Raw genomic sequence first — 15,223 nt, forward strand, 5'->3', positions numbered from 1 at the left:
CCGCCCTCACCGATGCGAAGGAGCAGGCCGCGGGGGAGCGCGACCGATATCGGCGCCTTCTGGACTGTCACGTCGACGCGGCGCTTGCAGAGCTGACAGACGCCCGAGCGCGCCCCGCTCCCCGGCCGGGGAGGGTCCTGGAGTCGTTCTGTGCGACGACGCCCTCGTGGAGGAGAAAGCTGGGCGAGAGCACGGGGTTGGAGCCAAGGGAGGTGGAGCGGTTGCTGAGGAGCGATCTCCCCATGACGCCCGGCCTCGCGCGGCAGCTGGAGGCCTTCACCGGTACGCCGGCGCGGTACTGGGACCGCCTCTGGCGGCTACACGACGACCACCGAGCGGACGCGGAGGAGACCGTGGTGATCCATGCGGGCGAGCCCGTCACCAGACGCGAGAGCTCGGCGCGTCCGGCGTCGTCGCCGCCCCCGAGTTCGGCGCCGCCGACTCCGCCGACGGTACCTCCCCGCGCGCTCGACGTTCCTCCGCCGGTGGTGCCGGCTCCCGAGCTTGTGGCCAGGAGCCCGCGGGCGAAGCTCCCGCCGCCTCCACTGCCGCGGCTTCGGTCGCCGCGCCCTGTCCGTGCCGTCGCGGGGGAAGAGCTCACCCGTCGCGCTGCCACACTGACGAGCTTCCCGCTACAGCGTGACGAAGGGGGGGCGAGCTCTGCCAACGAGCCCGATTGGGAGGAAGCAGAGCGCTCGCCGCTGGACACGACCCTTCCGGGAGTAGGAAGCCATGGGTGAGCGCCGCCTTCCCTCGCAGCGACACGCCATCAGGCGCCTGCTTGCGGGCATGCCGGCGCTACGGGAACTGAGCAGCTACGGCTGACGTCTTCCTTCGGTAGCGGACAGCAAAGACTGCGAACCGGTGCGGCATGAGCGGACACGCGGCATCCGCTTACGAGCGATTGCCCGCGGTGGAGGGTAAAATCATGGGTCGTCTGTCGAATGAAGAAGAGCGCTCCGCCGCGCACGCGCGCTTGTTTTGCCCGGCGCTGGTTCGTGCCGTGCTGGGCTGGCTGAGGAGGTTGGGGGTCCCACGGTACCATCGTACCGACGTCGCAGGCCAAGTCTGGCTCAATGCCTGGGTGAGCTGGCCCAAATTCGATCCGAAGCGCGGCAGGCCGGAACGCTGGTTGAACGCGATCACCGTACACGTTGCCTCCCACTATCACCAGCGTATGCAGCACCGCAGGGAGGAGCTCGTCGATTTGATCGACGTGGCCGACCCAGCGCCGGATGCCGCTGCTACGATGGAAGCCGACAGCATCAGGACGAACACTATCGACGCGGTGAACGCGCTCGAACCGAAGCTGCGATTTGTTCTCGTTGCACACGATCTGAAAGGAGTCCCAATGGCCCAGATCGCCAACGACGCGGGGCTTCCTCTCTCCGTGGTTTACAAGCAACGGATCAAGGCCATCGGCGCGCTGCGCGACATCATCAGACTTCGGGAAGGCATGGAGGACTTCGCCCCCGAGCATCGGGACGTTTAGGCGATGGACTCCAGAACGGGGATGACAGGACCCACCAACACGGAGCCGAACTCTACGTGCTGGCGCGGCCGCCGCAAGCCCGCTTAGCCCGCAGTCCCCACCGTCTACGCGAGTGCAGCGGGCGCCCCGTCACAGTTGACCGTGTAGTCCGAGATCCATGACGACCCCGAGCCGCGGGGGGTCTTTGCGCTGCCGAGCCCTACATGCCGGCGCAGCCCGGAGCCAGATCGGCGGGCGCGGCTGCACGGGGATGTTGGCGCCTGTAAGCGGCCACGCAGATCCGCAGGAATTCGACACGAACTGGCCTCCCGGGACGGCCCGGCCGGACGCGAACCACCCGCTCGTTGGGCAGCGCACTCTCGATCGGCTCCGTCGTGACCGGCGCGACCTCGGTCACTCCATGTGCACCGGTGTTGCCCGCGAGCCCCGGGCGATTGCCATCCAGATCGAGTCCATCTCGAGTTTCCTCGCCCCCCGGCATTGGCGCCGTCGTGAAGTTCGACGCGGGCGCTGAGCAGAGCGTCAGCCAAGTGCGAACTTCTCCGCCGCCTGCATGCGTTACTTTTTTCGGCGATGCTCTCGGAAGCGGGCTTGCCGCCGTGCGGGCACACGGCGGCCCTGGAAGCTGCTGGCGTACCGCGCTGCCGTTCCACGACCGGCGCGGCACGCCGGGCTGCAATACCGGTCGCAGTGGTCGCACTGCGAGCAGAGCAAAAAGAGCTGGCGGCACCGCACCCCCGCGCAGATGGCGAAGCGAACGGCGCCCCTGTCCCGGCGCTGGCGGGCGCCGAAAAGTGGACCTCTACCCTGCCGACGTGCGACACCCGCGTGTCGGCTCACGTCACGGTGAACGACCTTGAAGGCTCGGAGGTGGTTCTCCGGGCCTTTGCTCTTTGGACCACCGGCCGGCAGATCGTCGGCGACGACGGCGGCTGGCCACTTCTCGCCGGTCGCGGCGCTGACCTACGCCCCCGTGACCGGCCATGTCTCACCGGCACGCGCTACCTCGACCCCAGGGGGTCAGGGGTCGGCCCGTCCAAATTCACGCGGTTTCTGAGGAGCGTCGACGTCCGGCGAATGGCTGTCGGGCCACGAGCGGTGCAATGACGTGCTTGTGCGCTGCCGGAACGCTTGCTACGATCCACTGATCGTTAGCCCCGCCTCACGCTCATGGCAGAAGCCAAGCCCACCAAGAACCAGCACTTCGTTCCGCAGATGTTGCTGAGGCGATTCGCAGTTCCGAACACTCGTCAGCGTGCGGTGGCCACGCTCGACCTTGAAGCCAACAAGACGATTCCCATCGTGTCCATCGCCGGACAATGCGCGCGACCATTCTTCTATGGGGAGGACGGCATAGTTGAGAGGTCCCTTGGACACCTGGAGGGGGCAGCCGGTCTAATCATCGAATCGATTCTCAGGTCAGAATCGATGCCCGCGGTCGGGACAAGGGAGTGGTCAGATCTCATTACATTTGTGGTCGTGCAGCATGGTCGAACGCCGAGCGCTGTCAATGTGTCAAATCAGCGATTGTTTGCGATGATCGAAGAAGCTCGCAAGTTTGCGCGCAACGCCGGCGATAGCGATACAATCAGCGAGATCGCTCGTTCCGTAGCTCGAAGTCACCCCCCGGCGGCACATCTTCGGATGACGGCCGCGTTGGCGCCGGTACTATGGGACCTCGACGATCTGCTGCTCATCAACGAAACCCGCTTCGGGTTCGCCACCAGTGATCTGGGTGTGTTCACCCACAACCAATGGGCTGCCGGCGTAACAGGCATGGGAACGGACGGTCTAGCGTGCAGTGGCCAGATACTCCTTCTTCCGCTATCCCCGCGGCATTTACTAATGAAATTCGATCCGGACGTTTACCATGTAAGCGGATCGTCAAATGGGACGATCCGGATTCGGGATGAGGCGCAGATCAAGGCGCTGAACTTTATTCAATTGGTACTCGCAGAGCGTAATCTCTACTTCGACGGCGACCCTCGGACTCGCGAGGGGCTCGAGAAGCTGTCGCAGAACTCAAAGCGATTTCCGCTGTCCTCGATGGTGCGTGCGGAGCGACTCATTGACCAATCTGGAACCCGAGAATTTGTTCGTACGTGGTCGGAGAGGCCCAAAATGTTGCTGGCACTTGACTGGCTTCGAGTAAAGCCCAGGTTCGCCAAAGTTCCGTTGCCAGCTCGCGCATCTAAATTTCGGCCAGAGGCGATGGCTGCATATAGAGCGATTCGTGGGGAATCTGCGCCGCCCGATTCGAGTCTGCATGGATCCGTGCTTCGTCGGGTACGAAAACGGTGAAGTCACTGGTTATGATTGACGAAGAACCTCCGCGCTCGGTGGCACGCTTCCTTCGGACGCGCTGCCCAACCTGGCCTTGCAGACCGACGGGGACGTGCACGACGCGCGCATCCTCGCGGCGGAAGGCCAAGTCGTCAGCGGATCGCGCCGGCGTGGCCCGGCATCTGCGGCGCTCCGCATCTGTCCTATCCGGCTGCTTCGTCAATGCTATCTGCTGCCGTCGGCGCGAGCTTACTCACTCCTTCGGTGCCACCGGCTGCCCGAGCAACCGACCGATCGCCTCGTGAACGACCCGGGCCGCCGCCTCGTCCCCGAGGGCGACGGCGCGGCTCAGGGTGCCGGCGAGCGAGGCGACCACGGCCGCCCGAGGCGACGGTCCGGTCACGGCGAGCTCCCCAAGCCCGGGGCTTGGCCCTTGGGCCCGGGTTGGGCCCATGCCTCCTGAGGGGGTGCGATCCGTCGTCACACCCTCCCCAAATCCTCGGGGATGCGACGGATCGCACCGGTTCGCCCCCGCGGAAGAGTCCCGCCAGAGAAACCGGTCGATAGCGAGTGGTCGCTGGAAACAGCAGCGACTTTCGTAGCTTCCGCCTGCGTCGCCGCCGAGGGCGGCTCCGGTGTGGCCCAACGCGGCGCCCTCTTCCGCCGTTTTCGGGCGCTGTCTGGAGGCTGCGGACGCCATTCGCTGGTGGCTGCAGCCTCCACGTTCACCAGCGGCCCTCCACGGCGAGCGCTCCGAACGCCGCGCAGCCGAAAGCATCCTTGCGCAACGACGTGCGCTCTCGGGCACGCCGTTTGCTTACCTCAGGACAGACCCGCAGCGAGCCGCAGAGCCCTCGCTGTCCTGTCTGGACGGGGCGGCGAACGCGGCATGCTGGCACCCAGAACCCGCCACCCGGTGAGGATTACCATGTACCGAGGTCATTGTTTGCTGTTGTGCCTCATGAGCTGTGCTCTTTCTTCAGCTGCCTGTGCGATCGAGCCCATCGAGCAAGCGGGTACCGAGGGGAGCGATACAGATCCCGAGCCTGTGCTGCTGGAGCAAGCCGCCGGAGGAGTATCGGCGGACGGCGGCGGTTTTCCCGTTTGTATCGCGATGGGGGTACCCACCCCGGATACCACCGTCATCACCGAGTCCGGTCCATATTGTGACCTCAGTGATTGGCTGTCAGCGCCGGCCGGCGCTACCAGCTACACAGTGAAGCTCGTTCCCAGCCCCAGCAGCGAGCCTGTGAACTGCCACCACACCTTCAGAGTCGTCCTCAGGAGCATAAAAGCCATGTCTCCCTCGGAATGCACGACCGCGACCGGCCAGCTGAAGATCTGGAAGAAGGGCGCATCCGGCTGCTGGTATCTCGCTAGTGCGATACCGAAGCTTGGCAGCTATGACGTAAATAGCGGTCATTGCGGCGTCGTCACTTGGTACGACGCCCCCGCGGACACGTTGGCCATCATCGCGTCGGCATCGGCGAGCTCCTCGTCGGGACCGATGCCGATCCAGCTGATCTCGGATTGGCAGTAACTAGGCGCGCCGAGCCGAAAGGGAGGGGGCAGAGGCGCCGGCTGAGCCCGCGGGTCGTGGCGCGGGTCAGGCGGCGCGTCCCGCGACGTGCACGCTGGTGCCCGCCGCCCGCCATGCGTCGATGATCCTCATCCGAAGCTCCATGCGTCGCCGGCCCGCGAGTCTCGGCGGCCATGGGGATGGCCGCGTTCGGTCGCCCGGGGCCAGCTCGTCTGCGTCCGGGCGACCGGTGCGGGTGTCAGGCCGCGCGCCGAAGGTACGTCGATAGCGTGTCTCGAAACAACATTCCTCGACCCTGTCAGGCGGGCGACATGGCGGTGTGCCTCGAGCGGCTCGCGGCGCTCGGCGCCCGGGCCGCGCGCCCTGGGCGGCGAACCAGGGTAGGGCTCGACCGCCGGCCGGCTCGTCGCGCTGTGTCCTCAGGAGCGGCGCGGTCGCGCCCACCTTGACAACCTGATGGCCCTTCGCACGATTCGTCATCGTGGGGGCTCATGCGTACCGGGACCGACGAACACCCAGAGCCAGGCGCGCTCGTTGTCGACCATGCCCGCCGCCCGGGGCTGGGCGAGCCTGCGCCCTCGGAGCGCGCTGAGAGCGCGGGCCTCGGGCCGCACGGGGCCGCCTCCGGCTGCCCGCCGGAGCGGCGTACGGACGACCTCGGGACGAAGACCTCTTCGCCCGGGAGCGGCCGAAGGAGCCGATCGAGCGCGGTCGCGATCGACATTCCGACGGACATTGCTCGCAAGTGGCAGGAGATGACCGATCTCCTTGCGGAGATCCTGCGCGTCCCGGCCGCTCTGATCATGAGAGTCGAGCCGCCCGAGATCGTCGTCTGCATCTCCAGCGAGTCGAAGGCGAACCCGTATGAGCCCGACGAACGCGCGCGTCTCGACACCGGGCTCTACTGCGAGACCGTGATGAAGACCCGAATGCCGCTGCTGGTCCCTGACGCCCTGAAAGACGAGCAGTGGAAGTCGAATCCGGATGTCAAGCTCGGGATGATATCCTATCTCGGCTTCCCGATCGCGTGGCCCACGGGGGACATCTTCGGAACCATCTGCGTGCTGGATGACCGCGCGAACCAATACAGCAAGACCTACCAGGCGCTCGTGGCGCAGTGTCGCGATGTGATCGAGGTGGACTTGAAATCCATCTTCGTCTTCGATGCTCGCCTGACAGAAGAAGCCCGGGCAAAAGAGCGGCTGGAACAGCAGGTCGCCGAGCGCACCGCCGAGCTCAGCCGTGCCAACGCCCAGCTCAGGCGCAAGATCGCGGAGCACGAGCAGACGGAGGCGGCGCTGCGGAAGGTCGCGGAGGAGCGCAGGCGCGCGGAGGAGGCGTTGCGCACGAGCCAGGAGCTCCTGCGCGCCATCATCGACAGCTCCACGGCCATCGTCTCCGTCAAGGACATCGAGGGGCGCTACATCCTCGTCAACCGCCGCTTCGAGGAGCTGTTCGGCGTCAGTCGCGAGGCCATCGTGGGCAAGAGCGACCATGACGTGTTCTCCCGGGAGCACGCGGAGGCGCTTCGCGCCTTCGACCAGCGGGCGCTCCTCGCCGGGACGGCGCTGGAAGACGAGGAGGTGATGCCTCAGGACGACGGCGTGCACACCTATCTCGCCATCAAGTTCCCTCTGCGAGACGCTGCCGGCGTCCCGTACGCGGTGGGCGGCATCTCCACGGACATCACGGAGCGGAAGAAGATCGAGGCGGAGCGCGCCCTGCTCCTGGAGGACGAGCAGAGGGCCCGGGCCGCCGCCGAAGCAGCGGTGCGGATGCGCGACGACTTCGTGTCGATCGCCTCTCATGAGCTCTATACCCCGATCGCGGGCCTGAAGCTCGCCGTGCAAGGCCTGATGCGCGAGGCGACGGCGCTCCCCGCCGGCGCGGAGAGGCTGGCCGGGATGGCCGAGCGGCAGTGCCGGCGGCTCGTCAGGCTCATTGAAGATCTGCTCGACGTGGCTCGGATCCAGGCAGGCAAAATCGAGCTGAAGTTGGGAGACGTCGATCTCCGGGCGCTTTCGCAAGAGGTCGTGGAGGACTTCGACGTGGAGCTGAGGCAGGCCGGAAGTACAGTGATATGGCGGGCCGACGCTCCCGTGGTGGGCATGTGGGACAGGACCCGTCTGGAGCAGGTGGTGACGAACCTGGTGCTGAACGCCATCAAGTATGGGAGGGGCACGCCGATCGAGATCAGCGTCGCGGCCGAGGGCGAGATGGCCAAGCTGGTCGTCGCCGATCGCGGCATCGGGATCGATGCGAGCAGGGTGCCGTATATCTTCGAACGCTTCGAGCGAGGCGTCTCGGCGCAGCACTACGGCGGTCTCGGCCTGGGGCTGTATATCAGCCACCGAATCGTGATCGCCCATGGTGGCTCGATTCGTGTCGAGAGCGAGCTCGGCGCGGGGGCGGCCTTCATCGTGGACCTCCCCCTGCGCCGGCGCCCCCACGCTCTGCCGACCGAGGTGTCCCCGCCGGCCGGAGGTCCCGATGAGCCCGCTGGATGATCAGCGCGACGGTGTCTTGATCGTCGATGATGACAGTGGGTTTCGCTCTGTCGTGGAGGAGCTCTTGCAGGCATTCGGCTACGAGGTCGTCTGCGCGGAGAATGGCTCGGTGGCGCTGGATCTCCTCCGCCGCGGCCTCCGCCCGAGCATCATCCTGCTCGACCTCATGATGCCGGAGATCAATGGCTGGGAGTTTCTCGCGCTCAAGCGACAGGAGCCCGCGCTGGCGAACATCCCGGTGGCGATTCTGTCGGGCGTCGACTCTCTGGAAGCCAAAGCGGCCACCCTGGACGCGTGCGCGCTGCTCAAGAAGCCGCTCGATCTCGACACCCTTCTCGCCGTGGTCGCGCGGCCACAATGAGCTCGTGTCGGGGAGCGCGCCTTTGCGCCTTTGCGTTGAACTCTCTCGCTCTCCGGATCCCTGGCCGGACTCCTGGTGGGTGGAGCTAGCGCGTTCCGCCGCCCAGGTTGGCGACCATCCCGAGGCGCTGAGGACCCTCGCCGAACCGCGCCTGCAGCCGCCCGGGTGGTGCTGTCATTTGCCCAGAGAGGGTTCACATGAAGGCGGTAAGGCGGGAAGATCATTGAGATTTTCTTCCCGCCTTACCGCCTTCATGTTCAAATGACAGCACTACCGCCGCCCGAGGAGCGCCTTGCCGAGCTCGTCCCAGCGCGTCCGCTACGGGGCGCATCGGCGTGCCGTGGGCACTCGTGTCCGTCCAGGCGTTGGTCTGGCCCGGGAGGCGCGTCGCGAGACGCTATGCGGCGTCACCGGGCGCCTTGCGGCGCAGAACGGTGCTCTTCCAGTACGGCGGCCGCCGCGTGGACGCTGGAATTCCATTCCAGCTTAATTTGTGACGATCCGCGCGGCCAACCCGAAAACGCCCCCCGGAACACACGGCGGCACGACCCGTTACGCCGCAACGTCCGCCCTGCAGCGCGGCTCCGACCAGGAACCTTGCCCCGGAGAACTTCGGCGGACTCGTGGTAGCTTCGAGCGTCTCGCATCCCCACGGGGTAGGCCGTGCTGCAGCGCCCGGACGAGGGGCCGGCGAGGCCCGGAGCTCGCCATGTTCGCAGGTCAACAGCTCACCGCGACCCTCAGGTTGGTACGGCCGCTCGGGCAGGGCGCGATGGGAAGCGTGTGGGTCGCGGACCACCTGGCGCTCGGTATCCAGGTCGCGGTGAAGTTCATGGCGCCCGCCGTCGCGCAGGAACCCGGGTTCGCCGAGCGCTTCCGGCGCGAGGCCGTGGCGGCAGCGCAGATCAAGCACCCCCACGTCGCGCAGGTCCTCGATTACGGCGTCTCGAGCGACGGCGCGCTCTACATCGCGATGGAGCTCCTCGACGGCGAGACCCTGAAGAGCAGGCTCCAGCGGCTCGGCCCGCTCCCGCTCGCGGAGGTCGCGCGCATCGTCGCGCAGACGGCGAAGGCGCTCGGCCGCGCGCACCAGCTCGGCATCGTTCACCGCGACATCAAGCCGGACAACCTGTTCGTGCTCGATCTCGACGGCGATCCGTTCATCAAGATCCTCGACTTCGGCGTCGCCAAGCTCGATCAGAGCCAGGCGATGAGCGCGACCGCCACGGGCAGCATGCTCGGGACGCCGCTCTACATGAGCCCGGAGCAGCTCCTCAGCGCGAAGCACGTGGACCGCCAGGCGGACCTCTGGGCCCTCGCCGTGGTGGCGTACCGGGCGCTCACGGGGGCGCTCCCGTTCGTCGGCGACACGCTGGGGGCCCTCTCCGTCGCCGTGTACGCGGGCGTCTTCCAGCCGCCCAGCGCGCTCCGACCGGACCTCCCGCCCGCCGTGGACGCATGGATGGCCAGGGCGCTCCAGCGAGACCCGAGCGCGCGGTTCCGCTCGGCGAAGGAGATGGCCGAGGCGCTGGAGGCCGCCGCCGGCGTGGGCCGCGCGCCGGCGGCGTCGAGCCCCGCGTGGAGGCCGGCGAGCCCGGAGCCGCCGCCGCGCAGCGCCGAGGCGGAGGGCAGCGCGCCGCCGGCGCGCGACAGCCGGAGCAGCGGGGCGGGCCTCGGCGGCAGCGGCGCGAGCGCGTCGACGCTCGACGGGCACGCCGCCCCGCACGGCCGCGGGAAGCCGAGGCGCGGCGCGTTGCTGCTCGGCGCGACGCTGATGGTGCTGCTCGGGATGGGCGTGGGCGCCGCCGCCGCGCTGCGCGCCCGCACGCAGGAAGGCGCGGCGGCCGACGCCGGCGCTGCGGCCGAGGCGCACGCGGCGAACCCCGCCGAAAGCGGCGCGGCGCGCGGCGACGAGCCGCGGGAGGGAGCGACCGCCGCGCCGCCGCCGGCCGAGGCGACCGCCGCGCCGCCGCCGGCCGAAGCGGCGGCGACGGCCGAGGCGGCGGCGCCGGCCGAGGCGCCGGCCACCGCGAACCCCGCGCCCGCCGCGCCACCCGCAGCCGCGCCGGGGGCGCCGGGGTCGGGCGCCGCGGCGACCATGAGGCCGGCCGCCGCGGGCGCTCCGCGCGCCGCGGGGAACGGCAAGAGCGCGGGACCTCACGGGATCTCGCCGCCTGCCACCGCGGCGCCGGCGGCGTCGAGCGCGCCAGCGCCGGTCAAGAAGCCGAAAGACACGATCGGGTTTTGAGGAGATGCACGATGAGTAAGCAGCTGAGGCGCGCGGTCGCGTTGCTCGTCGTCCTGGCGAGCGTGCAGGCAGAGCGCACGGCGCTCGCCGCGGAGCCCACCGCCGCCGACCGGGAAACGGCGCGGACGCTCCTGATCGACGGCAGGAAGAAGCTGAGCGCCGGGGACGCGAAGGGCGCCTTCGAGTCATTTCAGGCGGCGCACGCGATCATGGACGTCCCCACGACCGGCCTCGATCTCGCGCGGGCGCAGGCGGCGCTCGGCGACCTCGTGGGCGCTCGTGCGACGGCGCTCGGCGTCGCTTCCAGGGCGGCCGCGCCGAACGAGCCCGAGGCGTTCGTGTACGCGCGCGACGAGGCCGAGAAGCTCGCCGAGGAGCTGGCCGCGCGCATCCCGTCGCTCTTCCTCCGCGTGACCGGCCTCCCGGCGGGCACGCCGCCGAAGGTGACGGTCGACGGGGTCGCGATCCCGCCGCAGGCGCTCGGGTTCCCCCGGAAGACCAACCCCGGGCCGCACAGGATCGAGGTCGACGCGCCCGGGTACACGACCGAGCAGCGCACCGTCGAGCTCGAGGAGAAGGAGAACCTCGCGGTCGAGATCCAGATGAAACCCGCGGCGCTGCCCGGCGGATCCAGCGCGGCAGGAGCAGGGCAAGGCGCGGACGCCCACGCCGCCGCAGGCGCCGGCCAAGGACCGGGGGCCACGAAGGACGACGCCGGGCGCCCGGTCCCCACCTGGGTCTGGACCGCGGGCGGCGTCGGCGTCGTGTCGCTCGGCGCGGCGGTCGCCTTCGCCGTCGACTACGCGAACGTGCGCCGCACCGCGTCGCGCGATTGCCCCGGAAACGTGTGCAATCCGCGGCGTTACGACGAGGAGGGCGCCGACGACCTCGAGGCGCGCTGGAACCGGGACGCCGGGTTGATGATCGGGCTCGGCGCCGTGGGCGCCGCCGCCGCGTCCATCGCGGTGGTCGGGTTCGCGTTCACGCCGGAGGAGAAGGCGAGCGCCGCGTCCGGCGCTCACCGGAACATCGCCGTCGTCCCGTGGATCGGGGGCACGCTGGGCGGGGCGGTGCAGGGGACCTTCTGAACGCCGGCCGCGGACGGAGAGCACATGTCATGAGGCGGACAGCATGGATCGCCGGCCTGCGGTGGCGCGCGGCGCTGCTCTGCGCGGCGTGGGCGAGCGGGTCCGGGTGCGCTCCCGATCTCCGCGCCGGCGTGCTCGATGGCGCCGGCGGAGGCGGCGGGGGCGGCGGCGGCGCTGGCGGCGGCGACGTCCCGGGCGATGCCTGCACCGCGCCGACGAGGCGGTGTTACTCGGGGCCTCCGGAGACCGAGGGCGTCGGCCGGTGCCGCGCCGGTGTCCAGCGCTGCGACGCGTCGACCCGGGCGTGGGGCGCGTGCGAGGGGGAGATCGGCCCCGTCGTCGAGACGTGCAACGACGAGGACGACGACTGCGACGGTGAGCTCGACGAGGACACCCCCGGATCCGGCGAGCCGTGCAGCTCGGGCCTGCTGGGCGCGTGCGCCGCCGGCGTCACCGCGTGCGTGGGCGCCCGCGAGGTGTGCAGCCCGGTCCAGACGCCCGCCGTCGAGGTGTGCGGCACGCCCGAGGACGAGAGCTGCGACGGGCTCACGCTCTGCCAGGGCGCGGTGCTCTGGAGCAAGCGGTTCGGCAGCTCCGCCCGCGAGCGGGCCGTGGCCGCGGTCGATCCGGACGACAACATCGTGCTCGTCGGCGGGTTCAACGCGACGCTCGACCTCGGCGGCGTCGAGCTCGTGACCGCCGGCCTGGGCGACATCTTCGTCGCGAAGCTGGATCGCGACGGCGACCACCTCTGGAGCAAGCGGTTCGGGAGCGCGGCAGGCGAGGAAGAGGCCACCGCGGTCGGGATCGACGCCGCGGGGAACATCGTCGTCGCCGGGACGGGCAGCGGATCGGTCGACTTCGGACAGGGCGCCATCCCCCTCGAGGGGGGCTTCCTCATGAAGCTGGATCGCGACGGCCAGCTGCTGTGGAGCCAGCCGCTCGGCGCGCTCGCGAAGTTCGCCGTGGACGCCGCCGGCGGCATCTATACCGGAGAGGGGCGCAACGACCCCGCGCTCTGCGGCGAAACGACCAGCGATGGCGTCGTCTTTTCGAAGCTGGATCCTTCTGGTCATGAGGTCTGGGAGCGCTGCGTGCCGGGCAGCGCGTCTATCGCCCAGGTCGCGGTCGACAGCGATGGAAGCCTCGTCGCCATTGGAGAGGTCTACATGGGTCTCGACTTCGGCGACGGACCTCTCGGCAACGAGCGCGCGGATACGGTGTTCGCGGTGAAGCTCGATCCGGGCGGCGACGTTGCATGGGGCCGGAGGGTCATCAATCCGTCCGGCTTCAACCCTGCTCGCGGCGAGACGATCGCAGTGGACCGCGATCACAACATCATCGCCGGTGGCGCACTGGAGTCGGAGAGCTCCGACGATTTGTTCTACAAGTCGAAGCTGCGTGCGTTCACGCCAGCAGGGGGGCCGCTCTGGGATCGCGAGTTCACGCGTGCGTCGGCGTCGGGGGTGGTCGAGCACGTGGTCACGGACGGGGCGAGCCAGGTGGTGCTCTCCGGCAGCTTCAGCGGATCGATCGAGCTCGGAGGCGCGCCGCTCACGACGGGCGGCGCGTTCGTCGGCAAGCTGAACTTCGCGGGCGAGCACATCTGGAGCCGGGCGCTCACCGCGGTGCCGCACCTCGCGGTCGACAGCACCGGCAACATCGTCCTCTCGGGCGCCTTCGGCGAGCCGTTCGACCTCGGCAACGGCCCCGTCGCGAGCCGCGGCGAGACGGACATCTTCCTCGTGAAGCTCGCGCCCTGAGCACCCGCGAGCGCGCCGCCGGCGCCCGCGCCGGGCAGGGGGGCGCCGCCGCTAGGGCGTGAGCTTCGCGACGAAGGCGTCGAGGGAACCAGCGCTCGTCAGCCTGTTGCCCCCGAGGTCGACGCTCTCGCCGAAATGCCCCGAGAGCAGGACGTTGCCCAGCCTGTCGCTCGCGACGGCGACCGCGATGTTCGTCACCGAGCCGAGGTTCTTGGTCCAGATCGCGTTGCCGTCCGGATCGAGCTTGCCCACGAACGTGCCGCGCGGAACGGGCTCATCGCCGAGGTTGATCTTCGAGGACGACCAGCCCGTGAGCAGCAGGTTGCCCACTGGATCGACGGCGATCTGCTCCCCCTCCTGCGGACCCGCCGAATCGCCGGGCTCGTCGACGATGCCGTCGATGTAGCGGCTCCACAGCTCGTTGCCCTCGGCGTCGAGCTTGGCCACGAGCACGTCGTTGTTGTTCGCGTTGTCGCTGTAGCCCGTCAGGGCGATGTGGTCGTTCGCGTCCACGGCGACGCTCTTCCAGCTCGCGCCGTCTCCTCCTGGACACGGACACTCATGCTCCCACAGATTGCCCCCCTCGGGGTCTAGCTTCACGACGAAATTCGTGAGGAAGACCGTCTCGTTCAGGCCGTCACCGAAATCGATCTCGACGTTGAAGTCCCCCGCGACCAGCACGTTGCCGCGGCTGTCGGCGGCGACGTCCCGCGCTTGCTGCTCGTTGCGGCCCCCGAACGCGCGGTTCCAGAGGATGTTCCCCTCCGGGTCGTACTTCGCGACGAAGGCGTCGAGCCCGTCCGTGCTCACGAGCGGTCCCTTGCCGTAATCGACGGTACCCGAGAAGCTGCCCGCGACCAGGATGTTGCCGCCGGCGTCGACCGCGAGGCTCCCTCCGGCGAACGGCTTGATCCAGCGGTGTTTCCCGTCCGCGGCGAGCTTCGCCGCGATGTAGGGGCCCGCGATCGGCTCACCACCCAGGGTGATGGCGCCCGTCGTCTGGAAGAGGACGAGCACGTCGCCCGCGCCGTCCACGGCGATCGCTGTCGCGGCGTCCTCGTCGCGGCCGCCGAACCGCTTGATCCAGAGGAGGGCCCCGATCGGATCGAGCTTGGCGACGAAGGCGTCGCGCAGGCCGCCGCTCGTGATCGACTGCCCGTCGCCGCCGATCGTCCCCACGAACGAGCCGGCGATCAGCACGTTGCCCGCGCCGTCCACGGCGACCCCGTGGCTCCGGTCGAGGTCCAGATCCCCGAATGCGCGGCTCCAGACGTGTGCGCCTTCGCAGGACGCCCGCCCGTCGCAGCTCTCGTCCGCCGCCGTCCCGCACTGCTCGACGGACGCCGGGGTCGCCGGCGGACACGTGATTTCGCCGGCGGTGCAGGTGGCCGTCCCGGCGCTGCAGACCCCGGGCTCGCCGGTCTCGCAGGGCGCGCCGCCCTCCGGGTTCCCGTCGTCGACCGCCCCGTCGCAGTCGTCGTCCGCGAGGTTGCAGGCCTCCTCCGCGGGCAGCACCTCGCCTTCACACGCACCCCAGCCCGTCCCTGCGTCGTTGCACGCCTGCACCCCTGCGGCGCACGCCCCCTCGCCCTCGGTCCCCTCGGGGCCGGAGTAACACGCCCGCGTCTGCCGCGGCGTGCACGGCTCGAGGGACACGACCTCGTCCCCCACGCGGAGATCGGGCGCACACGCCGCCGCCGCGGCCGCCACGGCGAGCAAGAGCGCGCGAGCGCCGTGGCTGTTGTTGAAGAGTCCTCGCGCGAGCTGGTTCGCCGATCGGTCCCGCATGGCAGGAACATTATACCAGCGGAAGCGACAGGGCGACTGGTCCTGGAGAGCCGTCGTGTCTGGGCCGACGCATGTGTGCCACGGCGGCGAACCTGATCGAGGACGTCCTGCCCGAGGTGGCGCACCGTCCGTGGGTGTTGACGTTTCCGTTTC

General features: G+C 69.3%; 10 protein-coding genes. 8 read left to right on the plus strand and 2 right to left on the minus strand.

The window, feature by feature from the left end; translation table 11 throughout:
- Positions 1-928 precede the first annotated feature (928 nt).
- Positions 929-1,492, plus strand: coding sequence for a sigma-70 family RNA polymerase sigma factor (locus WME85_RS05490; protein ID WP_437835785.1), 564 nt, complete (start codon positions 929-931; stop codon positions 1,490-1,492).
- A gap of 1,170 nt (positions 1,493-2,662) precedes the next feature.
- Complete coding sequence (locus tag WME85_RS05495; protein ID WP_437835787.1) at positions 2,663-3,793, plus strand: DUF4238 domain-containing protein; 1,131 nt, start codon at positions 2,663-2,665, stop codon at positions 3,791-3,793.
- A 235-nt stretch (positions 3,794-4,028) separates the two neighbouring features.
- Here WME85_RS05495 and WME85_RS05500 read toward each other — a convergent pair whose 3' ends face one another.
- Positions 4,029-4,178 (minus strand): hypothetical protein, encoded by a 150-nt coding sequence (locus tag WME85_RS05500; protein ID WP_437835789.1) that lies wholly within the window; start codon positions 4,176-4,178, stop codon positions 4,029-4,031.
- Between the two features lie 558 nt (positions 4,179-4,736).
- Between WME85_RS05500 and WME85_RS05505 the strand changes: the two genes are divergently transcribed.
- The 6 genes from WME85_RS05505 (at position 4,737) to WME85_RS05530 (ending at position 13,282) form a co-directional block, all read left to right on the plus strand.
- Positions 4,737-5,315 (plus strand): hypothetical protein, encoded by a 579-nt coding sequence (locus WME85_RS05505; protein ID WP_437835790.1) that lies wholly within the window; start codon positions 4,737-4,739, stop codon positions 5,313-5,315.
- Between the two features lie 755 nt (positions 5,316-6,070).
- Positions 6,071-7,822, plus strand: a complete 1,752-nt coding sequence (locus WME85_RS05510; RefSeq protein WP_437835792.1) for an ATP-binding protein — start codon at positions 6,071-6,073, stop codon at positions 7,820-7,822.
- A complete protein-coding gene (locus tag WME85_RS05515) occupies positions 7,806-8,183 on the plus strand; it encodes a response regulator (RefSeq protein ID WP_437835794.1) in 378 nt (125 codons plus the stop codon). The genes WME85_RS05510 and WME85_RS05515 overlap by 17 nt, the downstream gene beginning before the upstream one ends.
- A 709-nt stretch (positions 8,184-8,892) precedes the next feature.
- Positions 8,893-10,431 carry a serine/threonine-protein kinase gene (locus tag WME85_RS05520; RefSeq protein ID WP_437835795.1) on the plus strand — a complete coding sequence of 513 codons (1,539 nt, stop codon included), beginning with the start codon at positions 8,893-8,895 and terminating at the stop codon, positions 10,429-10,431.
- Between the two features lie 11 nt (positions 10,432-10,442).
- Complete coding sequence (locus WME85_RS05525; protein ID WP_437835798.1) at positions 10,443-11,519, plus strand: hypothetical protein; 1,077 nt, start codon at positions 10,443-10,445, stop codon at positions 11,517-11,519.
- A gap of 29 nt (positions 11,520-11,548) precedes the next feature.
- A complete protein-coding gene (locus WME85_RS05530; RefSeq protein ID WP_437835800.1) occupies positions 11,549-13,282 on the plus strand; it encodes a hypothetical protein in 1,734 nt (577 codons plus the stop codon).
- Positions 13,283-13,333: 51 nt separating this feature from the next.
- Here the strand turns inward: WME85_RS05530 and WME85_RS05535 are convergent, their stop codons facing one another.
- Complete coding sequence (locus WME85_RS05535) at positions 13,334-15,070, minus strand: hypothetical protein (RefSeq protein ID WP_437835802.1); 1,737 nt, start codon at positions 15,068-15,070, stop codon at positions 13,334-13,336.
- Positions 15,071-15,223: the final 153 nt, after the last annotated feature.

The organism is Sorangium sp. So ce1153, from assembly GCF_051521595.1.
In the GTDB taxonomy this organism is placed as follows: domain Bacteria; phylum Myxococcota_A; class Polyangia; order Polyangiales; family Polyangiaceae; genus Sorangium.

Coding starts and splice junctions, on each gene's coding strand:
- WME85_RS05490 (WP_437835785.1), top strand. CDS start 929: ATGGGTCGTCTGTCGAATGAAGAAGAGCGCTCCGCCGCGCACGCGCGC.
- WME85_RS05495 (WP_437835787.1), top strand. CDS start 2,663: ATGGCAGAAGCCAAGCCCACCAAGAACCAGCACTTCGTTCCGCAGATG.
- WME85_RS05505 (WP_437835790.1), top strand. CDS start 4,737: ATGAGCTGTGCTCTTTCTTCAGCTGCCTGTGCGATCGAGCCCATCGAG.
- WME85_RS05510 (WP_437835792.1), top strand. CDS start 6,071: ATGACCGATCTCCTTGCGGAGATCCTGCGCGTCCCGGCCGCTCTGATC.
- WME85_RS05515 (WP_437835794.1), top strand. CDS start 7,806: ATGAGCCCGCTGGATGATCAGCGCGACGGTGTCTTGATCGTCGATGAT.
- WME85_RS05520 (WP_437835795.1), top strand. CDS start 8,893: ATGTTCGCAGGTCAACAGCTCACCGCGACCCTCAGGTTGGTACGGCCG.
- WME85_RS05525 (WP_437835798.1), top strand. CDS start 10,443: ATGAGTAAGCAGCTGAGGCGCGCGGTCGCGTTGCTCGTCGTCCTGGCG.
- WME85_RS05530 (WP_437835800.1), top strand. CDS start 11,549: ATGAGGCGGACAGCATGGATCGCCGGCCTGCGGTGGCGCGCGGCGCTG.
- WME85_RS05535 (WP_437835802.1), bottom strand. CDS start 15,070: ATGCGGGACCGATCGGCGAACCAGCTCGCGCGAGGACTCTTCAACAAC.